This window comes from Nocardia fodinahabitans (assembly GCF_052983615.1).
Genome location: NZ_JBRJJC010000001.1, coordinates 2,977,154 through 3,004,066 on the forward strand (window position 1 = coordinate 2,977,154; position 26,913 = coordinate 3,004,066).

The 26,913-nt window shown below is 68.8% G+C and carries 21 protein-coding genes; 8 read left to right on the forward strand and 13 right to left on the reverse strand.

The features are described from left to right. The first annotated feature begins 31 nt into the window (after positions 1 to 31). The 6 genes from NV348_RS13975 (at position 32) to NV348_RS14000 (ending at position 9,299) form a co-directional block, all read left to right on the forward strand. Positions 32 to 1,816 (forward strand): Hsp70 family protein, encoded by a 1,785-nt coding sequence (locus NV348_RS13975; RefSeq protein ID WP_447147325.1) that lies wholly within the window; start codon positions 32 to 34, stop codon positions 1,814 to 1,816. Continuing rightward, positions 1,809 to 4,307, forward strand: a complete 2,499-nt coding sequence (locus NV348_RS13980; RefSeq protein WP_447147326.1) for a LuxR C-terminal-related transcriptional regulator — start codon at positions 1,809 to 1,811, stop codon at positions 4,305 to 4,307. Before NV348_RS13975 ends, NV348_RS13980 begins: the two co-directional genes overlap by 8 nt. A gap of 43 nt (positions 4,308 to 4,350) precedes the next feature. Further along, the gene (locus tag NV348_RS13985; RefSeq protein ID WP_447147327.1) at positions 4,351 to 5,520 is read left to right on the forward strand and encodes a hypothetical protein; all 1,170 of its coding nucleotides are present in this window, start codon (positions 4,351 to 4,353) and stop codon (positions 5,518 to 5,520) included. Positions 5,521 to 5,576: 56 nt separating this feature from the next. After that, positions 5,577 to 6,938 (forward strand): S1 family peptidase, encoded by a 1,362-nt coding sequence (locus NV348_RS13990; RefSeq protein ID WP_447147328.1) that lies wholly within the window; start codon positions 5,577 to 5,579, stop codon positions 6,936 to 6,938. A gap of 155 nt (positions 6,939 to 7,093) precedes the next feature. Then, on the forward strand, positions 7,094 to 8,356 hold the full coding sequence (locus NV348_RS13995) for a S1 family peptidase (RefSeq protein ID WP_447147329.1): 1,263 nt from the start codon (positions 7,094 to 7,096) through the stop codon (positions 8,354 to 8,356). An 88-nt stretch (positions 8,357 to 8,444) separates the two neighbouring features. Continuing rightward, positions 8,445 to 9,299: an NRDE family protein gene (locus NV348_RS14000; RefSeq protein ID WP_447147330.1), complete on the forward strand. Its 855-nt coding sequence runs from the start codon at positions 8,445 to 8,447 to the stop codon at positions 9,297 to 9,299. Between the two features lie 69 nt (positions 9,300 to 9,368). Here NV348_RS14000 and NV348_RS14005 read toward each other — a convergent pair whose 3' ends face one another. The 10 genes from NV348_RS14005 to NV348_RS14050 form a co-directional block, all read right to left on the reverse strand. Next, complete coding sequence (locus NV348_RS14005; RefSeq protein ID WP_447147331.1) at positions 9,369 to 10,040, reverse strand: DUF8020 domain-containing protein; 672 nt, start codon at positions 10,038 to 10,040, stop codon at positions 9,369 to 9,371. 371 nt (positions 10,041 to 10,411) lie between these two features. After that, positions 10,412 to 11,221, reverse strand: a complete 810-nt coding sequence (locus NV348_RS14010; protein WP_447151032.1) for an ABC transporter permease — start codon at positions 11,219 to 11,221, stop codon at positions 10,412 to 10,414. 2 nt (positions 11,222 to 11,223) lie between these two features. Beyond that, complete coding sequence (locus NV348_RS14015; RefSeq protein ID WP_447147332.1) at positions 11,224 to 12,363, reverse strand: ABC transporter substrate-binding protein; 1,140 nt, start codon at positions 12,361 to 12,363, stop codon at positions 11,224 to 11,226. A 23-nt stretch (positions 12,364 to 12,386) separates the two neighbouring features. Then, positions 12,387 to 13,052, reverse strand: coding sequence for an ABC transporter ATP-binding protein (locus tag NV348_RS14020; protein WP_447151033.1), 666 nt, complete (start codon positions 13,050 to 13,052; stop codon positions 12,387 to 12,389). A gap of 143 nt (positions 13,053 to 13,195) precedes the next feature. Continuing rightward, a complete protein-coding gene (locus tag NV348_RS14025) occupies positions 13,196 to 13,822 on the reverse strand; it encodes a class I SAM-dependent methyltransferase (protein WP_447147333.1) in 627 nt (208 codons plus the stop codon). A 34-nt stretch (positions 13,823 to 13,856) separates the two neighbouring features. Next, positions 13,857 to 15,251: a cytochrome P450 gene (locus NV348_RS14030; protein WP_447147334.1), complete on the reverse strand. Its 1,395-nt coding sequence runs from the start codon at positions 15,249 to 15,251 to the stop codon at positions 13,857 to 13,859. Positions 15,252 to 15,359: 108 nt separating this feature from the next. Further along, entirely contained in the window at positions 15,360 to 16,037 is a 678-nt protein-coding gene (locus tag NV348_RS14035; protein WP_447147335.1) for a class I SAM-dependent methyltransferase, read from the reverse strand. Between the two features lie 62 nt (positions 16,038 to 16,099). Beyond that, the gene (locus NV348_RS14040; protein ID WP_447147336.1) at positions 16,100 to 19,345 is read right to left on the reverse strand and encodes a thiamine pyrophosphate-dependent enzyme; all 3,246 of its coding nucleotides are present in this window, start codon (positions 19,343 to 19,345) and stop codon (positions 16,100 to 16,102) included. Beyond that, positions 19,336 to 20,403 carry an aminotransferase class I/II-fold pyridoxal phosphate-dependent enzyme gene (locus tag NV348_RS14045; RefSeq protein ID WP_447147337.1) on the reverse strand — a complete coding sequence of 356 codons (1,068 nt, stop codon included), beginning with the start codon at positions 20,401 to 20,403 and terminating at the stop codon, positions 19,336 to 19,338. The genes NV348_RS14040 and NV348_RS14045 overlap by 10 nt, the downstream gene beginning before the upstream one ends. Before the next feature lie 25 nt (positions 20,404 to 20,428). Then, positions 20,429 to 21,496: a UbiA family prenyltransferase gene (locus tag NV348_RS14050; RefSeq protein ID WP_447147338.1), complete on the reverse strand. Its 1,068-nt coding sequence runs from the start codon at positions 21,494 to 21,496 to the stop codon at positions 20,429 to 20,431. A 256-nt stretch (positions 21,497 to 21,752) separates the two neighbouring features. Between NV348_RS14050 and NV348_RS14055 the strand changes: the two genes are divergently transcribed. Then, entirely contained in the window at positions 21,753 to 22,613 is an 861-nt protein-coding gene (locus NV348_RS14055) for a haloalkane dehalogenase (protein ID WP_447147339.1), read from the forward strand. A 52-nt stretch (positions 22,614 to 22,665) separates the two neighbouring features. Then, positions 22,666 to 23,427: a PIG-L deacetylase family protein gene (locus tag NV348_RS14060; RefSeq protein WP_447147340.1), complete on the forward strand. Its 762-nt coding sequence runs from the start codon at positions 22,666 to 22,668 to the stop codon at positions 23,425 to 23,427. A 1-nt stretch (position 23,428) separates the two neighbouring features. Here NV348_RS14060 and NV348_RS14065 read toward each other — a convergent pair whose 3' ends face one another. The 3 genes from NV348_RS14065 to hypF are packed head-to-tail and all read right to left on the reverse strand — an operon-like array spanning position 23,429 to position 26,909. After that, on the reverse strand, positions 23,429 to 23,686 hold the full coding sequence (locus NV348_RS14065) for a hypothetical protein (protein WP_447147341.1): 258 nt from the start codon (positions 23,684 to 23,686) through the stop codon (positions 23,429 to 23,431). Positions 23,687 to 23,696: 10 nt separating this feature from the next. After that, on the reverse strand, positions 23,697 to 24,602 hold the full coding sequence (locus NV348_RS14070) for a bile acid:sodium symporter family protein (RefSeq protein ID WP_447147342.1): 906 nt from the start codon (positions 24,600 to 24,602) through the stop codon (positions 23,697 to 23,699). Between the two features lie 3 nt (positions 24,603 to 24,605). Then, positions 24,606 to 26,909, reverse strand: a complete 2,304-nt coding sequence (gene hypF, locus NV348_RS14075; RefSeq protein WP_447147343.1) for a carbamoyltransferase HypF — start codon at positions 26,907 to 26,909, stop codon at positions 24,606 to 24,608. Positions 26,910 to 26,913 lie beyond the last annotated feature (4 nt).

Genomic DNA, 26,913 nt, shown 5'->3' on the forward strand with positions numbered 1-26,913 from the left:
CCGCCGGAAGTCCTGCGAACGGGGTTCTCCAATGACAGAGCGGCTGGCGCTCGGCATTACCGTCGGGGCCGCGAATTCGGTCGCCGCGGCCACCACGGCCGACGGGTCCGGAACCACCGTTCGCGCGCACCACAGCGCCCTGCTGCTCGGCGCCGACGGCTCGGCCGGCTTCGCCGACGCCGCCCAGCACGCGCGCGGCGTGGTGGTCGACGACTACCTGTCGCGGGTCGGTGACCCGGTAGACCTGCTGGCAGAAGACGGTTCCAGCCACGATGCGGCCGATCTGGTCGCCGCCGCGACGCACGCGCTGGTCACCGAGCTGTCCGACGCCGACGCCGAGACGACGATCGTGTCCTGCTACCCGGCGTGGTGGTCGGAGCAGACCGTCGAGACGACGCGGGCTGCCCTCGCGCGCGCGGGCCTGCGCGAGGTGACGCTGGTGCCCGAGCCGATGGCCGCGGTGCGCCGATACGAGATGGAGAACGGCCTGCTCGACGACGGCGCGCTCGCCGTCTACGACTTGGGCGCGAGCGGCCTCACGGTCACCGTGTTACGCACCGGCGACCAGGCCGGGATGCTCGGCGCACCCCTGCACAGCACGGCGATTGCCGGTACGGAATTCGATCTACTGACGATGCGCTACGTTCTGGCAAACGCACTGGGTGGTCAGGATATCGATCCATTCGACCCCGTCGTCGAAGCGGAATTGTCGGCATTGCGCGCCCGCTGCAGAAATGCGAAAGAAGAGCTCTCCAGAATTACCGCGACGGTGATCCCGGTGGGCCTGCTCGCGGCCGCGCACACCGAACAGGTCCGGCTGACCCGCGGCGAACTCGAAGATCTGCTGCGCCCGATCCTGCTCGACTCGATGCACCTGCTGCACGACGCGGTGCGCCGCGCCGGACTCACCATGGGCGATATCAGCCGGGTGCTGCTCACCGGCGGTGGCGGGGCGATCCCACTGGTCGCCGAGCTGATCTCCACCGAGTTCGGGCTGCCGGTCGCCGCCTGCGCCGACCCGGCCTCCTGCACCGCGCACGGCGCGGCCGAAATCGCCCTGGACGTGGCGGCGATCTCCGTGCCCACCGAGGCCATCCCCGCCGCCGTCGTGGCGGTGCCCGCGGTGGCGGCACCGGTCGTCGAGAACATCGCGCTCCCATCGACCGAACCCGCCCCCACCCGGATGTTCACCGCCAAACGGGCGGCGATCATCGCGGCAGCCGCAGTCACGATGGCTGCGCTGGCCACCGGCACCCTCGCGCTCGGCGGTGTCACCCCGTCCGCGCCGACAGGGCCTGCGACGACGAGCGTGGCCCCCGTGCCCGGCGCCTCCGCCTCCACCAGTACGGGCAGCGGCGCGCCCGGAACGCCCAGCGGCACCGACTCGACCGTCGCCGACCCGACCCGACCCGGTGCGCCGGGCACGACCGCGCCGACCGGTGCGAGCCCGGTGGGCGCCACCGAGGCCGGAACACCGGGCACCACCGCCGCAGGCAGTCCGGCGCCGACCGGCGCGCAAACGGGCGACAGCACCGCACCGGCCCCCGCAGCCGGACAGCCCGCTCCCGCCACCCAGCAGCCCGCCCAGGCACCGCCCGCCGGACAAGCCCCTGCCCCGGCTCCCGCACCGGCACCCGCTCCCGCCCCGGCGCCCGCACCGGCACCCGCTCCCGCCCCGGCACCCACCAGGCCCCAGATCCCGCCTATCCAAGTGAACCCCGGCGAGCTACTCGACGGCGTGGGTGGCGCGGTCGACGAAACCCTCGAATCGGGCACGCAGCTGCCGGGCCAGATCCTCGGAGGAAACGGTGGCTGACATAGCCTTGGATTCCTTCCCCAACGCCAGGACCGTCCTCCGCGAATTCGATACCGCCGACAAGCAGCCGGTGCTGCTGCTGATCCGTGGCCGTGCCGGTACCGGAAAGTCCGTGCTGCTCAACGTGGTTCGCTCACATCTGCGCGATCGCGGCATCCCGACGACCGACTCGGTGCACGACGACGCGGCCGAACGGTCCGTGCTGATCGCCGACAACGTGCACCGCTACAGCTCCAACGATCTGCGAAACCTGTGCGCGGCCATCGAATCCGGCCGCCGCTCGGTGGTGCTGGCCACCCAGCCACGCCCACATGATCCCCGACTTCGCGCCCTGTCCGACATCGTGTCACGGCACGGCCGCACGGTGGAGCTGCGCGCGCTCGGCAGCGCGGACACCGCGTCGTTCGCCAGGGAACTCGGTGTGGCGGTGTCCCAGCCGCTCGCGCAACGCATCCACCAGCTCACGGCGGGCATTCCCGGCGGCGTGGTCGCGGCCCTGGCCGCCGCCCGCACGGCGTCACTGGAGACCTGCGTGACGGCCGTCGACGAGGCGATCACCGCGTGGACCCGATCGATGCTCGACGCGGCGGAACCCGACCTGCTCGACACCTTCGTGATCGCCGCCACCGGAACCGGTTTGGACGCCACCGAACTCACCGAGGTCCTCGGCGTCGACACCGCCACCGCCCACGATCTGATCGACCGCGCGCGGGCAGGCGCCCTGGTCACCGATGCCGACCTGCTGCTCACCCCGGCCGTGGGACCGCTGCGCATCCTGCTCGGCGATCGCCGCTACGTCGAAGTGCAGCGCCGCCTGCTCGCCGCGCGGATCGACGCCGGACTGCTGCGCGACTGCACGGCGCTGATCCTGGCCGAGTCGGGCGTGGTCGACCCCCGGCTGGCCGAATTCCTCTGCCGCACAGCGGAGAAGTCGGGGCAGCCCGCGCGCTACTACGCGGCTGCGGCCGCCGCGGGCACACCGGTCGAGTCGATCGCGTTGCGCTGGGCCGAGGCCGCCGCGCGGGCGGGCGACGCCGACACCGCACTGCGGCTGGCCCAGCCGCTGCTCACCGAGGACGGCATCGCCGCCACCGATCTCGTTGCCGCCGTGCGTATCTGCGCGGCGGTGCTCACCCGGCGCGGCCTGGTGAGCCGCGCGGCCGGGTTGTACAACTGGCTGGGGCCCGATCGGGTCGGCGCCGACTGGGCGCCCGCCTCGATGGTGCTCACGCTGGCCGGCGACACCGCGGGCGCGACCCGCATGGCCGCGGCGGCACAGCTGTGGCCGCCGACCGAGGCCGACGCGGGCGCGCGGCTCATCGCGGGCGCGCTCCACGATTCCCTCGACCCGCACGGAACCGGCACGGCCACGGCGATTTCCGCGCTGATCCAGGCCGGGAACACCGACACCGACGATCGCTATCTCCCATGCTCGGCCGTCTCGATCGCCACCCTGTTGTGCCTGGGCACCGGCGAACCCCGGCGGGCGGGCGACGCGCTGCGCCGCGCGGCAGGCCGGGGGGCGGGCCGTCAGCTACCCGTCCTCACCGCCTGGGCCGCGCTGCTCGGCGGCGACGAGCAGCGCGCCGCGAACACCCTCGCCGAGGTCGACATCGCCGCACTCGAACCGCGCGATCAGCTCCTCGCGCACGCGCTCGCCGTGGGACTGGCCCGGCGCGGCGGTGACCACGCGGCGCTCTCGCGCGTGTGGCAGTCCGCCAGCCCGCTGTTCGACGAACTGGAAGCCGATCTGCTGAGCCTGCTGCCGATCGGCGAACTCTGGCTGGCCGGCATCCGGTTGCGCGATGTACGCCGGATCGAACCGCTCGTCGACGCGGCGCGTGGACTGCTGCGCAAACTGGGCCGCGCGCCGGCCTGGACCAACCTGTTCCACTGGTACGGCGTCCAAGCCGCGCTCGCCGACGAATCGCCCAGCGATCTGCTCCCGCACGCCCACGCGCTCAAGACCGCCGCGGCCGCCGGCGACCAGCAGGCCGCCGCGCTGGCCGACGCGGGCCGCACCTGGGTGCTCGTGCTGCGCGGCCAGGTCGCTGCCGCCGAGGTGCAGGCAGCGGTGTCGGCGCTGGCCGAGCTCGGCCTCACCTGGGACGCCGCCCGCCTGGCCAGTGAGGCCGCGCTCGCCGTCGGCGACTCCGCCACCGCGACCGTGCTGCTCAAGTTGGCCCGCTCGGTGCGCGCGCGAGCCCAGCCGGTGGAACAGCCCCTACCGGCGGCGCAGCCCCTGCCCCACGGGTCGGACGGGCCTGCCCCTCGGCCCCCCGACACGGCCACGCTCAGCGATCGCGAGCGCGAGGTTGCCGAGCTGGTGCTGCTCGGTCTGACCTATCGGGAGATCGGCGCACGGCTGTACATTTCCGCCAAGACCGTGGAGCATCACGTCGCGCGAATCCGACGCCGGATAGGCGCGCGCTCACGATCGGAATTATTGTCAATGCTCCGCGCCATGGGACACGGTTCACTGCTTGTGTGACTCGGACGCGGACGACATCGACGCCCGAAGCGAGGTAAACCGGATGGCCACTGGGGTCGGCCTGCGCATCGCCGATGACGAGTGCATCGCCGCGGTGGTCACCGAGGACGGTACGGTGCGGATCGTCGAGCGCGACGCGCTGCTGCACATGTCCGACGACGGCGACGCCGCGCTCGGCGGACCAGCTCCCACCGGGCACGCGCACTCGATCGCCGGCTTCGTCCGCGCGATCGGCGACCCGGCGGGTATCGATGTCGACGGTGGCGAGGCCTACCGCGCCGAGGACCTGCTGGCGACGGCGATGTTCTGCCTCATCGATCTCACCACCGAGCATCTCAGCGGCCCCGCCGAGTTCTACGCGACGCATCCGGCGCAGTGGACCCCCGAGGTGGTGCGCGGCGTGCGCGAGGCCCTGGACTATCTGGGCCTGAAGTCGGTGGCGTTGCTGGGCGAGGACGAACTGCCGCCGCCCGCCGACGGCATCGATCCCGGCCGCTCGTTCGCGACGTCCGCCGCCGAAGCCGCGCTGGTCGCGGTGCTGGCGACGCCGGGCGGGTGCGACGCCGCCCGATCCGATCGTCACCGAGAACTCCCTCGTCGTCACCGATGTGATCCCCGCGCTGGCCCGGCCGACGGCGACCGCGCAGGCGTATTCGGCCGCGATGCCGGTAACGGCGCAGCCGACGAAGGCGCTGGCCACCCCGACCACGGCGCTGCCGGTCGTGGTGGTGGAATCGCCGGAACCCAAGCGCAGCCGGACGCCGCTGCTGATCGCCGTCGCCGCGCTGATCGGATTGCTGCTCGGCGGCGTCGCGGTCTCGATGGTGCTGCGTGGCAGCGAGACCACCCCGCCGCCGCCGATCTCCGACGCGCGCCCGGAATCGCTGACCGTGTCACCGACGCCCGAGCCGGCCCCGCCACCGCCGCCGGTCGTCGAGTCGCCCACGCGCGCACCGGTCGTCACCACGACGCCCGAGCCCGAACCGGAGCCATCGACCAGCACCGAAGCGCCGCCGACGACCACGCCGGAACCCACGACCACCGCGCCGTCGACCACACCCGGCCGCAGCACGACCCGCCCGCTGCTGCCGTTCCAGACGTACCCGCCGGGGTATCTCCCCTCGCCCATGCGGATTCCCGGCTACAACTGAACCGGTGCGGGGGTACGGTAACCGCGCCCTTCGCGCGCCCGTGCCCTAGAGTGATGCGCTGATCGACATCACAGCCGCCGGCGGTGGTCTCGATCACTCGTGCCGACGAAGGGATTTCATGCGCAAGTTGGTGGCGCGTCGCGCCGCAGTCAAGGCAGCCTCCGCCGGTTTCGCCGCGACTGTTCTCCTGGCACCACTGTTCGGCCCCGGCATCGCGACGGCGGAACCCTCAGCACCCCTTCAGCTTTCGGCCGACGCCCTACCCGCCGAGCTGGTCACGGCCCTCTCGCGCGACCTCGGGATGACCCCGACCGAATACCTCGACCGCGCCGCCCGCGCGCAGCAGCTGCGCGATTACGCGAGCGACTTCCGCGCCGAGAACCCCGACACCTTCGCCGGTGCCTGGATGACGCCGGAGGGCAAGGCCGTCATCGCCGTCACCAACGCCGAGGCGGGCAAGATCGCCGCGGCCGACGGCTACCAGACCCACCTCGCCCCGATCTCGGCCGGCGGCCTGGAGGGCGCGCTGGTGCAGCTGGCCCAGTGGATCTCGAGCCTGCCGCGCGAGATCTCCGCGCCGATCAGCTCCATCGCCATCGACGCGCTCAACAGCCAGCTGGTGCTCAACATCGCCAACACCGGCCCCGGCCACCTGCTGAACCTGCCGACCCTGATCGCCACCATCAAGGTCGTGCTCTCCCCCGGCGGCGGCGGTCCGGTCGAGTACAAGCCGATGGGCGGCGACACCTACATCACCGCGACCAAGGACCTGCACGACACGACCCTGCGCGGCGTCGACGTGTGCTCGTTCGGTTTCAACAGCACCGACGCCGCCGGGAACGCGCTCAACATCTCGGCGGGCCACTGCAACCCGAACGTCGATAGTGGCGTCGGCGCGCCGGTCTACGTGCCGAACGTGCGCGACATCCCGAACAGCCCCGAGGTCGGCTCGTTCGCCAAGGCCGTGCTCGGCGGACCCGCCGCGCTGGATTACTCGGTGATCAAGCTGAACGAGCGCGCGATCAACGCGGGCATGGACCAGCCGCGGGTGCGCGGCGCGAACGGGACGACGCTGTCCATCACCGGCACCGCCGAACCGGTCACCGGCGCCCCGGTCTGCAAGACCGGGCAGTCCTCCACCTTCACCTGCGGTTTCGTCTCGGCGGACCATGTGGAGACCCAGCTGTTCACCGCCGAAGGCGTCAGCAAGACCATCCGCGGCTTCGCCAGCAGCGCCTGCACCCTGGGCGGCGACAGCGGCGGCGCGATCGTCACCGGGACCCTGGCGCTCGGCATCACCAGCGGCTCCAACGCCGCCGAGGCGCCCAACTGCACCGAGGCCAACACCCAGCTGGCCCCGTACGGCGGCACCGCCTCGCTCGGCGTGCCGATCCGGCCGATCCTGGCCGATATCGAGGCCACCTCCGGTGGCGGTCTCGGTAGTGGAATCTCGGTGCGTACCAAGCCGAACGCGGGCTGATCGCACAACGAATCGCCGAGCCGGACCGGGTGAGCGAAATCTCTTGCCCGGTCCGAGTAGGCATAACCCGCGCCAGCCCATATAGTTCGATCATGCTCCTGCCACGTATGGGTCGCACCCCGTCCGCGCGAAGCTCGAGAAGAGCTCGGAAGTCCGTGATCGCCGCTTCGGCGGCGATTCTGCTGTTCGGCCCCACGATGGCAGTCGCCGACGCGCAGCCCGCGCCCGCCGCCGACCTGCCCGCGCAGCTGATCCAGGCAGTCACCCGGGATCTGAAGATCTCGCCCGAGGAGTACCTGCGCCGCGCCGATCTCGCGCAGCAGGTCGCCGCGTTCGCCACCACCGCGCAGCGCCAGTTCCCGCAGGCTTTCGCCGGCGCCTGGCTCAACGACGCCGGTAACGCCGTCGTGGCGCTCGCGCAGGGCCCCGGCGCCGACCAGGCCCGCGAGGCCGCCCAGTCGGCCGGTTTCGAGGTCCGCAACGTCGCCAAGACCGAGTCCGCGCTGCGTGGCGAGAAGACCGCGTTCGAGACCTGGCTGGCCGCCGCGCCGCCGGAGATCGCCAACCTGGTTCGTGGCGTCGTCATCGACACCGTGAACAACGCGATCGCGGTGCGTGTGGAGCAGGCCGGTCTGCCGCTGCCGAGCTTCATCGACCCGTCCCGTGTCGTCGTCACCGCGCCGCCGGTGGCGGGCGAGCGCGTCGACCTGTCGGCCACCCCGGTCGCGGGCGACGGCAACGGCGCCCTGGCCGGCGGCGACTCCTACGCCTCGGTGGTCGGCCGCAGCTCGCTGCGCTGCTCGCTGGGCTTCAACGGCACCGACCGCGCGGGCAACGTCATCAACATCTCGGCGGGCCACTGCAACCCCGACATCGGCTCGGCCGGTACCGGCAACGCCGCCGCCGTCTACGAGCTCAACGGTGATCGCGCGGGCGCCCAGCTGGGCACCTTCCAGAAGTCGGTGCTCGGCGAGCAGGACTACTCGATCATCCGGGTCAACGACAACGCTCGCGCCCGCTTCGAGAACAACCTGGTCCGGGTGCCGGGCAACGCCCCGATCGCGGTCGACGGCGTGGCCACCCCGGTGGTCGGCGCGCCGGTCTGCAAGTCGGGTGCGCGCACCGGCTTCAGCTGCGGCATCATCAACGGCGTCGACCAGACCGTGCAGGTCGGCGACCGTCAGCTCACCCAGAGCTTCTCGGCCAACATCTGCGCCCTGCCCGGCGACTCGGGCGGCGCGATCGTGACCGGTCGCCTGGCCCTGGGCATCTCCAGCGCGTCGTCGGTCGCCGACTACCCGATCTGCGAGATCCCGAACATCATCGGCGCGATCACCGGTGACGTCCCGCAGCTGTTCGCGCAGCCGCTGAGCGTCGTCCTGTCGGACAACCCGGGACTGGCGGTCCGCACCAACTGATCGCGGGTCCCCCGCAGGCACAGAGCAGCCAGAAAGGCCGGTAGCAGCACGCTACCGGCCTTTTCGGTGTCCAGGGCATGCTTGGGTCATGTGTCTGGTTCTGCTCGCCTGGCGAGCGCACCCCGAGTACCGGCTGATCGTGGCCGCCAACCGGGACGAGTTCTACACCCGCGCCACCGAGTCGCTGCGCTACTGGCCGCAGGAGCCCGGGCTGGTGGCCGGGCGTGATCTGGGCGCGGTCGCGGTGGGCACCTGGCTCGGCCTGCGCACCGACGAGACCCGCTTCGCGGCGGTCACCAATGTCCGCGATCCCCGCGACACCCCGGCGCGCCCGCGCTCGCGCGGGGCGCTGTTGATGGACTACCTGCGTGGCTCCGACAGCCCGCCCGAGTACCTATCCGTGGTGACCGACGCGCCACCCGACGCCTACGTGGGCTACAACCTGCTGGTCGGCGATCTGCGGAGCCTGTGGTGGCAGTCGAATCGCAGCGGTGCCGGCCCCACCGAGCTGGCGCCGGGTCTGCACGGCCTGTCCAACGCGGCCCACGTGGCGACCGTGCCCGGATCCGTCCACAGTGATCCCCAGGCCGCGCCGACGGTCCTCGGCGCGGGCGCCCCGCCGCTGTGGCCGAAGGTCAGCGGCGGCCTGGCCGGGCTGCACCACATCGTCGCCACCGCGCCGGATTCCGTCGACGACTACTTCACCCTGCTCGCCGACCGCACCGAGGCGCCCGACGATCGCCTGCCGCACACCGGCATCCCCCTGGAATTCGAACGGTCCGTCTCCGCACGCTTCGTCGCCCACGATCTGCACGGCACCCGCGCGAGCACCGTGCTGCTGGTTCGCGAGGACGGTCGCTACACCATCGCCGAGCGCACGTTCGGCCCCCACGGGGTCGCTGACGGCGCGGAATCGGTGTCCGGGGTGCTGGCACTGGACTGAGAAACGCGGAAGGCCCCGCTCCGGATCGGAGCGGGGCCTTCGCGGTGAACCTATTCGCGCAGAACGGGATCAGTTACCCGGCGCCGGAGCCGAGGCCGCCTGGGTGGGCTTGTCGGCCCACACCGAGGTGTCCGGGGCCGCCTGCAGCACCTGCAGCAGTTCGAAGCCGGCAACCGCCATGGTCGGGCCACCGATCGCGATCATGCCGAGGATGCCGCCGATGGTGGCGCCCAGCGGCAGGCCGACCACGCAGCCGGCGAGCACGGCGATCAGACCGAGGCCGCAACCGACGATGGCGCCGATCGCGGTACCGACGAAGGTGCCGATCGCGGTACCGATGCTGAACTTGCTGGAGAAGTCGTTGATCGCCTTCTGGTTCTCCTGCACCGAGGCGATCTCGGTGCCCTTGAGAACCGGCTGCGGAACGACCGTCTCCTGGCTGATCTCGACACCAGCGGGCTTCTCCGGGGTCAGCGACAGGATCTTGTTGTCCTTCGCGACCTCGGTCTTCATCGGGATGTCGACACCGTTGATCGCGTAGTCGATCGGCAGCGAGATCACGACAGCCCCCCGACTGTCCTTGATCTCGGCGACCTTGGTCTTGGGCGCCTCCGGCGTCTCGCCAGCCTGCTCGACGATCGAGAAGGTGCCGTTCTGCAGGGTGGCGACAACGGTCTTGTCGACCAGCTTCACCGAGTACTTGATGTCCTGCGGGGCCTCTTCAGCATGCGAGGTGCCCATGGACACGGTCATAGCACCGATAACCAAGGCGGCTGCCGCAGTGGTCCTACGGAAGTTCATTAAGGTTCCAATCCATCAGGTGTGGTTCGGCGTGCGATCCGCGACACGCGAGACTCGTCAAGCAGGGACGCACCGTGAGGTGTCCCTTACTTCTCCCCGAGCAGTGTGAAGACCGGCACAGCAGACAGAACAGCTGGAGCCTAATGGACCGAAACCTGAGAGGCCAGAAGGAATCTCAGTCGACTTCGTGGGCGATATTCCAGCCTGGGCCCGTTTGACCTGCCAATTACTGCGTTCACCAGCGAACAACAGCGGTTCGCGCTCAAATTTGTGGTGATATACATCACAGTTGTCATCCTCGGTCGCGGCGGCTATGAGGCCGCACGGCCGTGGAGCGTGCGCCCGGGCAGCCGACTCGCCAGCAGATCGACCGCGAAGCCCAAGACGCCGATCACCAGAATGACGGCGACAACCTGGTCGTAGGCGAGCTGGTCACGCGCGTTGAGAATCTGATAGCCGAGCCCCGATCGCACGCCCAGCATCTCGGCCGGAACCAGGACGATCCAGGCGGTACCGAGGCCGACCCGCAGACCGGTCCGGATATGGTCGCGGACCGCGGGCACGATCACCACCCGCAACTGCTCCGCACGGGTCGCATGAAACGATCGCGCGACGTCGAGGAACCCGCGGTCGATGGCATGGACCCCGGACACCGTGTTCAACATGATGGGCCACACCGCGGCGGCCGCGACCAGGAAATACACCGGCTGATTGCCGATCCCGAAGACGGCGATGGCGATCGGCGTCCACGACAGCGGCGAGATCATCCGCAGGAACTGCACCACGGGCGAGGTCGCCTGTTCGATCCGCGTGCTCAGGCCGATCAGCAGCCCCACCGGCACCCCGATCACCGTCGCGACCGCCAAGCCGACCAGCAGCCGCCACAGACTGATTCCCGCGTCGGAGACGAGCACGCCGCGCTCATGCAGATCGGCTATCGCGGGAAAGACATGCTGTGGCGCGGTCCGCCGTAGCAACGAGTGTTCGGGCGAGAGCACCGTCGTCGCCGTCCACCACAGGCCGACGGTGACCAGGACGGCCAGTACCGGCGGCCAGAGCCTCGCGACAACCGACCGCGATGCGGTGGGGATATCCGATTTCGCACGAACGGGAGAAGCGATAGTCACAGCAGGTGCACCTGTTCGGTTCGGTCGAGGCCGCCGGGCAGCCCGAAAGCTTGTGTTCCGCCGTGCGAGGCCAGGGATTTCAGCACGAAGCTGTCGTCCACGAGTTCCGCGTGGGCCCGGCTCGGATCGAGCTTGTCCAGGAAACCCCGATCACCGTCGACGACGGTGTCGTGCATCGCTTCGACAAGGCGCCGGGTGAAACTCGGATAGGGATACGGCTGAAATCCCACCAGCTGGGGCGACCATTCCGGGCGCCGTAATTGGTAGGGCGGATTCGGATACGCGAGCGCGGTGCGCACCGCGGGCAACGGCTGCGGCAGATAACTGCCGGAGGTGAGCGCTTCGGCGGCCCGGCCGCGATCGCTGTTGATCCGCGCCTGCGCCGACACCACCGCGTCGGTGAGTTCCTGGACCGCGTGCGGCCGCCCGGCGATCACATCGTCCCTGGTGACCAGCACACAGCAGGCGTGTTCGCGCCACACATCGCCCAGGAACACATGGATCCGGCCGATCTTCTTGATCTGCGCGATGGCGTTGAACGGATCCGCCACCACATATCCCGAAATCGACCGGTTCGCCAGCGCGGGCACCATGTCCGAGGGACTCATGACGATGAGTTCGACCGTGCGCTGCGACCGGGACGCACTGCGCCGGACCACCGGCGTGATCCCCCTGGCCCGCAGCAGCTGCTGGAGCACGATGTTGTGGATAGACCACCAGAACGGAATGGCGACCTGGGTTCCGACCAGCTGTTCCAGGTCGGTGATGTCGGGAGCGACGGTGAGTGCCGAGCCGTTGGTGTGGTTCCAGCCCAGCACCCGCACACCGGACCCCAGCGCGTGCTGGAGCTGCATCGCCATCGGCATCAACAGGTGCGCGACATCGATCTGGCGCGATACGAACGCCTCGGCCACACCCGACCAGCTCCGGAACATGATGGGCTTGCCGCTGCTCACCGAACCCGGCGAGTACAGCTGCGCCGAATGCGCGATCAGCAGTGGCGCCGCGTCGGTGATCGGCAGATAGCCGACGCGCAGGGCGTCCTCCCGCCGCTGTCCCGCGCTCGCCGCGCTCCGGACCAGCTCGGCCGAGCCGTAGAGCCCGGCCGCGACGGTGAGGCCGGCCGCCCCGGTCATCAGGTGCCGTCTCGAAATATCGTTCACGGCACCACGACCTCATCCGGGTGGTATTGCCCGAGGATCTCCCCGCGCAGCAGTGTCGCGTCGCCGCCGTCGCGCACCGCACGCCACTCCCGGCGAATCCGGCCCCGGTCGAGCAGGACGATCCGGTCCGACAAACCGATCGCTTCGTCCACGTCGTGCGTGATGAGCACGACCGTCGCCGCGAGTTCGGTGACGAGCTCGGCCAGCCATCGCTGCAGGTCGACGCGGGTGGCCGGATCCAGCGCACTGAACGGTTCGTCGAGCAGCAGCAGACGCGGCCGGGTCGCCGCGGCGCGCAGGACCGCCACCCGCTGTGCCTGCCCGCCGGACAATTCGCCCGGGAACCGGTGCGCGAGCTCGCCCATCCCGAACCGTGCCAGCAGGGTTTCCGGATATCGCGGGTCGAATTCGCGGCGGTGCGCCGCGAAGCGGCTCGCCAGCGCGATGTTCTCGATGACGGTGAGCCACGGCAGCAACAGCGCCTGCTGGAAGACCACCCCGGTGCGCGGCCGGGTGCCGTCCGTACTCCAGGTGATCGTGCCGGTCGTCAGCTGCTCCAGACCGGCCAGCACCCGCAGCAGCGTCGACTTCCCGCCGCCGCTGGGACCGAGGACGGCGAGGAACTCGCCACGGTCGACCGAGATATCCACGTTGTCCAGCACGGTGTTGTCGCCGAACGTCTTACTTCCGCCATCGACCTTCAGTTCACAGATGGTCAATTCGGCACCTCCAACACGTTGTTCCGCAACCGACGGCCGCGCGCACCGACCGCGAGAGTCGGTGCGCGCCGCGTGCCTGCCGTTGTCTAGGCCTTGACGCCGGTCAGCCGGGTGTAGATCCCGCCGTGCAGGCTGTCGATGACGACGTTGCTCAGCTGATCGCGGAACACCTGCGCGAACGGGTGCAGTTCCCGGAAATGCGATCCGACGATGCCGGATTTCACGAAGTTGTATCCGTTGATCGGGTAGCGGCTGAGCCCGGTGGTGCGGGGCAGCGCGTCGATGATCCGCACGAGGGTGCCGGATTCGAGATTGGCGAGCAGCTCGGCCAATTTCTCCGACGGATGGGGCACACAGCTCATGGCGATGCAGCTGAACACCACATCGACATCCCGGTTGACCGGAAGTTCGGCGATATCCTCGGTCACCAGAGTGACATTGGACCAGTTGTTCTCGTCCACCCGCTTCTGGGCTTTGGCGAGAATGGCGGCGTTGTTGTCGACACCGATAACATGCCCCGTCGGCCCGACCGCCGTGAGCAGCGCCGGAAAGGCAAGGCCGGTGCCACATCCGAGGTCGGCGACCTTCTTGCCGGTCAGATCCAGACCCTCGACCAGACCCGGATGCAGTTTGTCGATGCCACCCAGGGAAAGCACCCATGCCGTCCGGTCGTAAATCGGCGCCGCAATATCGTACCGCTCTGCGAATTTCATTCGAATCTCTCAGGTTTCTCGTCGTCGGACAAAATTATCGGGGAGTCAATCGGACGTTGAATCCGCCCTTGATCATCGGTGCGAGACCGGGATCCTCGGTCAGCTTCCAATTCGGCGGGAGTTCGATCTTGTACCGGTTGAAGATCAACGCGACCAGGTACGGTGCGATCAGATATCCCAGCTGGGCACCGGTGCAGCGATGCGGACCCGCGCCCCACGCGAGGTAGTGCAGCAGGCGCGGCGCGTCCACCCGCTTGCTGTGGTCGTAGAAGCGGGTCGGGTCGAACGTGTCGGGATCGGTCCACCAGCGTTCGTCGCGGTGGATCGTCGAAATGGGCACGCCGAGCATCGTGTTCGGCGCGATGTCGTAGCCCTGGAAACTCGCGCCCGTCGCGGTGAACCGGAGCAGCAGCGGGAGTCCCTGCATCCGCATCGATTCCTCGAAGCACGCCTTCACCCAGCGCAGGGTGCGGATCGACTCGACGCTGGGCTGGGAGAGGTCGACGGTGTCGCTCTCCTCGACCAGCCGCACCTTCGCCTCCTCGGCGAGGCAGGTGCGCACGACCGTCTGGGTGATGGCGCCCGCCGTCGTGCCGTAGGACGCGCTGGTCATCGTCGCCACGTCGAAGCACAGGTCCCAGAAGCTGATCGGGTTCTTGAGCTTCTTGTACCCGACGAGCATGCCGTCCAGGACGTCGCCGTAGGTGCCAAGGGACGGCGAGTTCTGGCGTTCGACGACGCGGTCCTTGACGATCTTGCCCGCCGAGTACACGGCCCAGGGGCGGATCTTGTACCGGCCCCACGGACGCACCAGATTCGGCGGATCGGCGATCTTCAGTGTCGATCCGAGGAACTTCGTGAATGTCGAGAGTCCGTCGTGCAGGTCGTGGATCTCCGCCGGGGTGAACGGCTCGGTGAAGGTCTGCTTCAGCACGCCGCGCAGCAGCGTCTGGAAGATCGCTTCCTGCAGGTCGGTGACGCCGTCGGCGTTCGTCGCCGCGGCGATGTTCGACTCGAGGCTCTCGAGGTAGGCCTCGGCGTTGGCGTGGAAGGTGCTCTTCAGCCCGCCTCGGGTGACCAGCGGACTGAGGATCCGGCGCCGTTCCCGGAACAGGTCGCCCTCGATGAACGACAGCCCGTTCTGCCGCTCGGCCAGCGCCGGGTGATAGTTGCCGAACTTGCTGTACTCGCCGGAGGTGTCGCCCATCGCCTGGTGTGCGTCGTCGGGGTTGCCCAGCACGACCAGGTCCCGGAGCGGGAGCTTGATCCGGACGACATCGCCGTACTGGCGCACGGCATCACGCAGGAACTTGTTGCGGTCTTTCGCGTACTCGGGGTAGGACCCCATCACGCGATGGCCGGGCGGTCCGGGCAGGTGCGTATTCGAGAGCCGGCGGCTGGTAATTCCGGTGACGGAGGGAGCCTTCACCTTCTGCGCCGTTGCGTGCGGGCATTTTTCGGACATCACAAACCTTTCCCTTACGGGTGGACTGTCAGGGATTTGTCTTCGTCGCCGATCGCGGCGATGCGGGCTGAGTCAGGCCGCCTTCCGGAACACGTAGGCGCGGACCAGACCACCGAGGTGCCGGTCCGCCGAATCCACCACGAATCCGGCACGTTCGCAGCGGTCCACCGTGTGCTCGGCGCCGCGATCCAGCTCCACCTCCCGGGTCATGTGGGCGACGGAATCCATACCGACCACCGCGGCGACAGCGCGGATCAGCCGCAGCCGGAACTTCAGGACGCCCCGCAGAATCGGGCTGTCCGGCATCGCGAGCTCGATCAGCAGGAACCGGCCGTCGTCGCGGAGTACCCGGGCCGTCTCGGCGAGCGCGGCCGCCGGATCGTCCATGTCGTCGAGCGCGAAACACATGACCACGGCGTCGAAACTCGACGACTCGAAGTCCAGGGATTCCGCGCTGCCAACCGCCAGACGCCAGTCGTTGCGTGGCCGCTTCCGCCGCAGCCGCGCGAACTTGCGGTCGGCGACCGCGAGCATCTGCTCGTTGAGATCGACGGCGCAATAGGAGATCGGATCCTCGTACACCGCCGCGATGGCCGACCCGATCTCGGCGGTTCCCGCGGCGATGTCGAGCACCTCGGCACCGAACCGGAGCCGCAGTGTGCGCACCGCGCGACGGCGCAGCCGTTTGTCACCGCCCAGGGTGAGCAGTGAATTGACCCGGTCATAGCGCGGAGCTATTTTCGTGAACATTGCCTGCGGTGTCGCAGGGCGCGTCCCGGCCATTCAGATCTCTCCTCGCGTGTTTGCGCTGTTCACCGACGCTCGTCCGAGCGCTGGACGAGCCGGACGGCCTTCTCGGCGCCGAAGGCCAGCAGGGTGGACCAGGCGCCGCTGCGCGCGCTCTTGCCGTCGCGCATCCACCCCGCCAGCAGACCGGCGAACTGCCGGATATGCGCGCGCCCGGCCAGCACGGGCGCTTCCTCGGCGGGCACCCGCGCGTCGATCAGCATCGGGCCGCTGCCGCCCAGCGCCGCGCGGAAGGCGTTGCCGAATTCCTTCGAGGTCCGGGCCGTGACCGCGGGCAGGCCGCAATGCCGGGCGAAACTCGCGAAATCGACCTCTTCGAAGGCGGACGACCGGTCCGGCCAGCCCATGATCCAGCTCTCGAACTTGATGGCCGCGAGCGCGCTGTTGTTGAAGACCACGATCACCAGGGTCGAGTCGACGGCCGCGGCGTTCCTGAGCTCGGCCAGCGTGATGCCGATCCCGCCGTCGCCCACGATGGCCACGGAGACTTCGGCCGGATTGCGTTGCGCGACATCGACCGCGGCGGGCACCGCGAATCCCATGGTCGCGAACGACGCGGTCCACAGATATCGGCGGGCCGACCGGACATGGCGGTACGCCCACAGCGTATTGATGCCGACGTCCACGCTCAGGGTGGCAGCCCGTTCGGACCGGGCCAGCTCGCCGTCGATGACCCGCGCCACCGTGGCCGCCCGCAGGCGCCGGGAACTCTCGCGCGGCCCCCTACGCCGAGCCGGGGGCGGTGCGATGGAGTCGACGGCGCGGCCCTCGCTGATGAGCCCGACCAGCGCCGCCAGCGTCTCGCGGGCATCTCCGAGCAGGCCGACCGAGTCCGGCGGGAGGCGCAGGAAGGTCAGCGGATCACTGTTCACCGAGATGACCGGGTTGTGGCCGACCATCTCGAACGCGGAACCGCGCCAGGACACCCCGACGACGATGACGAGCCGGCTGGTGCGGATCCGCTGCATCGCGTCGTCGTTCCCGGAGGTACCGACCAGACCCGCACAGTGTTCCCCGACGACATTCGCCGCCAGCGCGCCCATGGTGCAGTACAGCGGACTGCCGAGGCGGGCCGCCAACTCGACGAGCTCGCGCCGGGCACCCGCCGCGCCACGCCCGACGATGATCGACACCTCCTCGGCGCCCGCGATCAGATTCGCTGCCCGCACAATCTCTTCCGGCGCGGCCGTCGTCGCGCCGGGAAGACCGAGCAGCGAAACCGGAACTCCCGGTGTGCGCGCGAGATCGACGAGGGCCGCGCTGTCGCCCGCCGCCAGCGCGTCCTGGGACACGTGGATGTGCGTGACGCCCCTGCCGCCGGCGGCGATCGTCGCCAGTGCGTCGCGAACGCGCGCCGGATCCTTACCGGTGCCGTCCAGGACCACCGAGATCGCGGCGACTTCGGCCAGTACATCGGCCGCATTCATCAGCCAGCGGTCGGTCTCCACGGAGATCAGCAGCACGGACGCGCTGTCGAACGACGCGTCGTAGAGCCCGTTCAGCTGTGCGAGCAGTTCCGCCGGGGAGGTGACCACGACGCAGGCCGTGGCGCCGTCGGCTTTGAAGGCCGCGGTGGCCCGCATGGCGGCGGCCTGGATATCGGCCACGACACGCAGGTCGACGCCGTGATCGGAGCCGGCCGTAGCGCCGAGCGCGGCGCGACTGTTCCTGGACAGGTACGCCGAGCCGATCCCCCTGGTCGCGGCGGCCGCGAACAAGTCGCCGACGTACTCGATGACCTCCGCCCGGGGTGCCGGTCGGTCGTCTGCCGCCGTTTCCAGTGCCGACGTCAGAATCAGGGCTGGTCCGTCGCCGCGTGCCGCCTCCGCCAGCCGCGCCCGCAGCTCGGCCGGATCGCCCGCCCAGTACCCGGCGACACCGAAGGCGCGCGCCAGTTCGCGGACCGTCTCCCCCGACTCGGCCCGGCACACGACCGTGATCGGCACCGCGTATCGCGCCGCGGTGGAGAGCTCCGAGATGTACTGGTCCAGCGCGGCCAGATCGGTGAGCGCATAGCTGCGCTCGTTCGTCGCCAGGGCGAGACCGATCGACATCGGCAGGGCCGAACCCTCGGCCTCGAGATTCCACGCGCTGCGGATGTCCGCGTGTTCGCCGAGGTACTTCCGGGCGAGCCGCCGGGTCGTCCCCGGATCGACGGCGACCGGCACGCCCGCCACCTGTCGGGCGAGCACCACCCACCCATCCGGCGCGGCCGAATCCCGCTGCGCCTCGGACATATTCGCCGCCATCGCGGTGGGACCACCGGAACGGCGGCTCCACACGGCGGCGGCCAGCGCCTGCACGACCAGGGGAATCTCGCCCGCGACGCCGATCCGCCTGCGGCCTTCGTCGAATCCCGAGGTGGCGAGATCGGTGATCTCCAGCACGAGATCCGCCGACGGAAAGAACCGTGCCACACCGGCGGTCGGCCTGCCGATCAGCAGAACGCTCTCGGCGTCCGCCGGCGAGACGGCATGATCCGCCGGGTCCACCGACCATTCCGGGATGCCCGACTCGGGCAGTGCCACCAGCGGCGCGCCCAGCGCGTCGGCGAGCAGGTGGGCGCAGTCGGTGACCTCCCGGCTGCCCGCGCCGAGCACGATGGCCGTCGGGGTCGCGCAGAGATAGTCGGCGAGATCCTCGACGCGCTTCTTGTCCACCTCGGGCGCCGTCGTGGAACCCACCCGATACGGGCCGACCTGGTCGATCCGGTCGATCGGTGAATTCAGCACGTCCGACGGCACCGCGACGTGCGCGGAAGTCTGTTCGAGTCGCACCGACAGCACCAGCTGGTCGAAGACGGCGATCTGGTCGGGCGAGACGATGTCCGACGAGCGCCAGGTCCCGTCGCGGAACAGCCGCGCCGAATCGATCTCCTGAAACGAGCGCGTGCCGATCTCGGCCCGCGCGACCTGACCGGAGATGGCCAGCACCGGGAGCCGGTCGTACAACCCGCCGTAGACACCGGGCAGCAGATGCGTCGCCCCCGGCCCCGCCGTTCCGAAGCAGACGCCGACCGTGCCCGAGCCCTGCGCGTACCCGACGGCCATCCAGGACGCCGCGCTTTCGTGGCGTACCGCGATCAGATCGATCTCCGACCGTCGCCCGACGGCGTCGACCAGGCAATTCACCGATTCGGCCGGCATGCCGAAGAGGTAGCGCACATCGTTGCGGATCAGGCGCTCCACGAGGGCATCCGCGAACCGTGGACGCCCCAGCAGGTCGGCGCCCAGGTGTGTATTCATCTGCATGACAGAGCCTCCACTCGTCTGTATCCCTCCGCGAGTACGTCGACGACCTCGGCGATCTGCGCGACGGCAGGAACGGTGATCCGGACACCGGAGCCCGGGTACGACCGCACCGCGATCCCCGACGCGCGGAGATGCTCGACGAGCGGCGCCGGGGATTGCATCGGCACCCACACGAAATTTCCGTACGAATCGGCCAGGTCGACGCCACGGCCGCGAATCGAGGTGGTGAACTCCGACCTCGCGCGAATGACCGAATCCACCTGCCCGGCAAGCTCGTCGACGACGTCCAGCGACGCGACGGCGGCCGCCACCGCCAGCCGATTCACCCCGAATGGCATCGCCAAGGTACGGCAGGCGCCGATCACATCCGCGTGCCCGACCGCGTATCCGACCCGCAGACCCGCGAGGCCATATGCCTTCGAGAAAGTCCGCAGCACAACCAGATTCGGGTATCGCCGCGTCATCCGCAGCACGGCCGAAGGATCATTGTTCCGATCGAATTCGATATAGGCCTCGTCCACGATGACGACCGTGTGCCGGGGTACCCGGGCCAGCACCATCTCGACTTCGCCGGGGCTGACGTGCTCACCCGTCGGATTGTGCGGCGCGCAGATCAGGATCGCGGCCGCGTCGTCGCCTGCCGCGGTCACCATCGAGGCCAGCGGCTGCCACCGGCCGGGCGTCCCCGGCACGGGCACCGGAACACCGCCGGCGCCGACAACGACCCGCTCGTAGGCGTCGAAGGCCGGGATCGCGAAGACGACGCGCCCACCGTGCCCGGCCACCCATCGCACGAGGTAGCCGAGCACGCCCACGCTGCCAGGGCCGACGACCACCTGGTCGGTTCCGCAGCCGGCGAAGCGCGCGATCGCGCTGCGCAGCGGTCCGTACGCGGCGGCGGGATAGGCCGCCGCGTGCTGCACCTCGTTCGCGATCGCCGCACGCACACTCGGCAACGGCGCGAACGGCAGCGCATTGTTCGACAAATCTATCGCGACCGCCGAGGTCTCGGCCTCCTCGCCCGAGCGATATTCGTTCAACGCGACTACGTTGCGCACACCCGCCACCCTTTCCATCGGACCGTCACCCGATATCTTCTTTTTTCCGTGTATCGAGTTTCAGCGCATCCATGAGAAAGATCACCGCCAACGATCCGGCGACAACAAACAGCGATGCCAACGACGTATCAGCAAGCAGCACCCACGTCGACAGATAACCGGTCGAGACGATCATGTCGAAACGAAGCATATTGTTCGCCGACTGATTGTCGTCGCGCATGATCATGCGCGCGCATTGGACACAGACCACCGGGAACCACACCAGCGTGATCAGATATCTCTCCGTGTACTGGCCGCCGGTCACCAGGAAAAGCGGCGCCAGGTACACCAGAGCCGTTGCGACGGACGCCGCGATCGCCGCCCGCTTCCGTGTTCCACTGATTGTCGCCGAGGTAGCGAGACCGGCTGCCCGATCTCCCTCGAAATCGGGAAGATTCTTCACCAGTCCCTTGGCCACGAACCACAGGAACAAATATCCGGCCATGATGAGGAACGGCCAATTTCCGGCGATAGCGGGCCGGTCCGCGGAGATCGCCGGCGCCATGAGGAACGGGAAGGCGACGTCCAGGGCGAAGAGGCCGAGCGAGGTCATCGGTCGCGCCTTCCCCCGGAGCGGCGGCAGGGAGTACTGGTGGGCGATGACGATGCAGACTGCCGTGAGCAGGACGAATACTGGTCCGACGACGGCCGCCGCCGCCAGCATGAGCGCGCACACCGCGTACGCGCTGCGCAGCAGGCGCTTGCGCCCGTACAACCCGAGCAGGTACAGCCGGGCCGGGATGTTCTGGTTGTCCTCGGCGACGTCCGAGTAGGCGTTGAAGAGATTGGCGACCGCGCTGTACAGAAAGGTGATCAGGAAGCCGATGAGGACATCCAGATCGATCGGCAGCCCCAGCAGCATGCAGCCGAGATAGAAAGCCAGCATTCCAGGCAGGCAGGTACGCGGGCGGGCAAAGGAAAGAAACAGTCCGATGCGTTCGGAAATTCTGGTGGCGAACCCATCGGACGAGTTCACCCAATCAATTCTTTTGTCCGCCGATTCGTTCAGAAATTCGTCGAGCGTCGGTTTAGAAATTGTTCCAGTCACGATCACAGCCCACTCGTCATGCGCAGTTCCATTAGTGCACGCCCGGACCTCACAAACACCGAGCGTGCATCCCCGTTTGCGGCCGCGCCGCAGAAGTGGCGGCTGAGGCGACCATACATGACATTCGAGGTGTGCGGATATCTGTCCAACCGCGACTTTCGCCGGTTGAACACACTTCGCCGATCTCGAACAGTGGTGATTCGCGCTATTCTGCGGGGGCGGGGTATATCAGGTGCGGTCTTGTCTCGCAGAGAGGTTTCCCATGCTGATCGACTTCGTTCCCGACCCGGATCTGTACCCCTTCGAGTCCCGCTGGTTCGACTCGTCGGCCGGCCGGGTCCACTACATCGACGAGGGGTCCGGGCCGACCATCCTGTTCTGCCACGGCGTCCCGACCTGGAGCTTCCTCTACCGGCACATCATCAAGGAACTGCGGCACCGGTACCGGTGCATCGCGATCGACTACCTCGGCTTCGGATTGTCCGAACGCCCAACGGATTACGGCTACACCGTCGCCGAACACACCGTGATCCTCGGCGAACTCATCGATCATCTGGAACTCGACGGCTTCGTCATGATGGGACACGACTGGGGCGGCCCCATCGGTCTCGGCGCGATCACCACGCGCGCTGACCGCGTACAGGGAATCGTCTTGGGCAACACCCTGTTCTGGCCGCTCGAAGCGCGTGCGAACCGGATCTTCAGCCGGGTGATGCGCACCCCACCGATGCAGCGCCGGGTGCTCGAGAAGAACTTCCTCGTCGAGCGGGTCCTGCTCTCGGAACTCGGGCGCACGCTCAGCCCCGCCGAGATCGACCACTACCGCGAAGTGCAGCCGACCGCGGAATCCCGGCGGGGGCTCGGTGTGATCGCGCGCCAGATCCGGGACGCCCGGCCCCTGCTGGACCAGCTGTCCCACGACGTGCCCGCCATCCTCGGCGACAAACCGACACTGCTGGTGTGGGGCATGCGCGACATGGTGTACCGCCCGAAGGCGCACATCCCGCGGATGCGTTCGGTCTTCACCGACGTCGAAGTGGTCGAGCTCCCCCGGGCGCAGCAGTTCATCCAGGAGCACGCGCCGAACGAGATCGCGGAGGCGATCGCGAAACGATTTCCGTGAGCACGCAGCGTCGGGCTGTCCGGAGCGGCCGGAATAGTCGAGGATGGCGGGCATGACATTGCCTGCCCTTCCCGAGGAGTCCTTCCGCCGGGTGCTCTGTGTCGTCGCGCACCCGGACGACATGGAGTACGGCACGTCCGCGGCCGTCGCGCGCTGGACCGCGAGCGGTATCGAAGTCGGCTATCTGCTGCTCACCCGAGGCGAAGCCGGGATGCCCACCCCGCCCGCCGAGACCGCGCGGGTGCGCCTCGCCGAGCAGCGAGCCGCCTGCGCCGCCGTCGGCGTCGACCACCTGACCGTGCTCGAGCATCCGGACGGCGTGCTCGTCTACGGCCTCGACCTGCGCCGCGACATCTGCCGGGAAATCCGCCGGTTCAAGCCCGACGTCGTGCTGGGCATGGGCTACGACATCGAGACGCCCTTCGGGTTCGACCAAGCCGACCACCGCGCGTCCGGGCTCGCCACGCTCGACGCGCTACGCGACGCGGGCAATCGATGGGTCTTCCCCGAGCAGATCGACGACGAAGGCCTGGAACCGCACTCCGCCCGCTGGTACCTCGTCCCCGGATTCACCGGCCCCGCCGTGACCCACGGTGTCGACATCACGGGCGAGCCACTGCGCCGCGGCATCACCTCGCTCGAAGCGCACGCGGCATACCTGGCCGCACTCCCCGGCCACCCCGCCCCCGCCGACTTCATCCCGCGGCTCACCGCGATGAGCGGCAAGGCCATGGGCGTCGAGCACGCCGTCCTGTTCCGGGCGCATGACCTGCAAGCACCTCCGGACTTCTTCATCGAAGCCACGCAGGACTAGTTCACGACATCGAACCGACGCGTGGATGGCGCTCGGGATCGATCGGCTCACCGACCCGCATCGGCAGGCAATCCTGACCGGGTAGTGGCTGGTAGGTGGCTGTCCCGGCGTCGGCGAAGGTGACCGCGAACGCCAGCCGCAGCACGTCGGTGGTTCGCACCAGGCCGACCTCGGCGAAGCGGTGTGCCCGCTCCATCGACTCCAGCGCGGCCTGGCGATACCTACTCAGCTCGTCTGCCGTGAACAGCTCCGGGACCACGGACGGCGCGTCAGCCGAGGAGTTCGGTGCTCCGGGTACGGGAATCCACCGGTTCGGCGGCGGGCTCGGCCGCGCGCGCGAGCAGGAATGCCGCGATTGCGGCCGGGCCGCCCATGACGATGCCGTAGGTCGCGGCGGGCACCGCCATGGCTTCGCTGCCGAGAGCCGACACCGCGACCGCGATGGCAAGCGTCGCGTTGTGGATGCCGATCTCCATGGACGAGGCGATGGCCTGGCGAACATCGATGCCGAACCAGCGCGGTACGAAGTACCCGATCGACAGGCTCAGGACCGAGAGCAGCAGGGTGATCAACCCGAGACGGCCGAAGTTCGCACGCAGCGTGTCGAATTCGGACCCTACCGCCACGGCGACCGCCATCACCAGCACCGCCATGGACGCGATCTTCACCGGTTTGCCCATGCGTTCGGCGAAGCCGGGGAACCGGTGCCTGGTCCACATCCCGATGGCCACGGGCACCAGCACGACGACGGTGACCTGCACCAACTTGGCCGTTTGCAGCCCAACCGTCGCGTCGTCGTCCATGAACGCGGTGACCGACAACGCGATCACGATCGGCATCGTGAAGGCGGCGACCACCGAATTGATCGCGGTGAGCACGATATTCAGTGCTACGTCACCGCCCGCGAGGTGGCTGAACAGATTCGCCGAGGTACCGCCGGGCGAGGCAACCAGCAGCATCATGCCCACTGCCAGCACTCCCGTCAGCCCGAAGAGGACGACGAGCAGCAGGCAGACAGCCGGCAGCAGTACCAGCTGACAGGCCAGTGCGATCGACGCCGCCTTCGGATGCCGGAGCACCCGCTGAAAGTCCTTCGGCGTCAGCGTCAGTCCCAGCCCGAACATCACCAGCACCAGCGCCAACGGCAGGACGACCGCGAAATTCGAGGAACCCATCATTCACTCCTGTTGAGTCCGGTTCGCGACCATCAACTGGCCGAGGGCGATACCACCGTCGTTGGGCGGGACCTGACGGTGGCTGTAAACCTCCAGGCCGTCGCGTGCGAGCTGCACCAGGCAGTTGACCAGCAAGAATTCATTGAGGAACACTCCGCCGGACAGCACGACTTGCCGAATGCCGGTGGCACGGGCGATCTCCCGGCATTGCCTGCGCACCATGGCGACCACACCGGAGTGGAACCGGCGGCTGATGTCGCCCAGCGGCGTACCGGCGGCCAGGTCGCCGGCCAACGCGCGGATCGCGGGCCGGAAGTCCACTTCGCCGCTGCTGTAGGCGAATTCGTACCCGGTGCGCATGTCGAGATCGCGGTCGAGCAAGCCTTCCAATTCGATCGGGCCCTGCGCCTCGTACTCGGCCCTGGCGCAGACGCCGAGCAGGGCGGCGACTCCGTCGAAGAGCCGGCCCATGCTCGACACCTCGGGCGAGTTGATGTTCCGGGCGTGCATCGTCGCGTAGACCTGTCGGCGTTCGGGGTCGAGCGTCCCGAGTTCCGGGAACGCCCGCACCGCAGCGTCGATGTCTCCGAAGGTATCCAGCGCGATCGCCACCCCGGTCCGGATCGGCTCACGCACGGCCTGGTCACCACCGATCAGCGCGAGACGCCGCAGGTGGGCGACGCGGTCGAACCCGTCGAAGTCGCCGACCAGGAACTCACCGCCCCAGATGGTGCCGTCGGCGCCGTAACCGGCACCGTCGAAGACCACACCGATCGTGGGCCCGGACAGCTGATTCTCCGCCATACACGCCGCCATGTGCGCGTGATGGTGCTGCACGAAGATCGGAGCGCCCGGTTCGCCGATCCCCTGGTGCGCCTGGCTGGTGCGGAAATCCGGATGCATGTCGTACACGCCTGCCGCGGGCCGCAGGTCATAGAGCGCGGCCAGGTGCGCCGCGGTCTGGCGGTGCGCGGCGAAGGTCTCATCGTTCTTCAGGTCGCCGATGTGCTGACTGAGGTATACCCGGGAGCCTGCCGACAGTGCCACCGTCGTCTTGAGTTCGGCACCGTAGGCGACCAGCGGCCGCAACGGACCGGCGACCTCCACCGGATACGGCGCGTACCCGCGCGCCCTCCGCAGAAAGGTCTGCAGTGGTCCGTCCAGCTCCGGATGGGTCGAAAGCCGGACGACGGAATCGTCCACTCTGGATTCGATTTCACGGTCGTGATAGAGGATCGCATCCGCGATCTCGAACAGGTGCCGCAGCGCGTCCTCGTTGCGATGCACGATCGGATACCCGGAGATATTGCCGCTCGTCATGACCAGAATGCCGGAGCCGGCTTCGTCGAGGAGCAGGTGATGATGCGGCGCCGAGGGCAGCATCACACCCAGATTCGGATTCCTCGGTGCCACCGCGTCGGCGACGATGCCAGGTCGTTTGCGGGCCAACAGAATCGGCCGCGCGGGTGACCGCAGTACCGCTTCCTCCGCGGCGGACAGTTCCACGACCAGATGGGCGGTGTCCAGGTCACGGACCATGACGGCGAAGGGCTTGGAATCCCGGCGCTTTCGCCGGCGCAGCGAGTCCACCGCCTCGGTGTTCGTCGCGTCGACGGCGAGATGGAAGCCACCGACACTCTTGATCGCCACGATGCGCCCTGCGCTCAGCTCCCGTACGCAACGCCGCAGCGCGTCCTGATCCTCGTGCACGGTTCCCTGCCGATCGGCGAGGAACAGCCGAGGCCCACAGTCCGCGCAGGCATTGGGTTGGGCATGGAACCGCCTGCTCATCGGATTTCGGTATTCCGCTTCGCATTCCGCGCACATGATGAAGGACCGCATGGTGGTGTGTGTCCGGTCGTACGGCAGCGCGCGGATGATCGAGTACCGGGGTCCGCAGTTCGTGCAGTTGATGAAGGGATAGCGGTATCGCCGGTCGGCAGGATCCCGCAATTCGGCCAGACAGTCGGCGCACACATGCGTGTCGGCGGGGACCAGCGCCACCTTCGCACCGGTGTGTTCGCTGTGCACGATGTCGAAACTGGTCGCGGACGACCGCCCCACCGACCTGCTGAGGGCTGCTACTCGATCGACTCTGGCCAGCTCGGGGGCCCGATCCGACAGCTCCGCGGTGAACAGTTCCAGCGCGGGGACGCTGCCGCTCGCTTCGATGAGCACGCCCGCCGGGTCATTGCGGACCCATCCGACCAATTGCCGTTCGCGCGCCAGCTTGTAGACGAACGGGCGGTACCCCACTCCCTGTACGACGCCGTTCACCCTGATCTGCCAGGTTGCCTGTCCGGTCATGGCG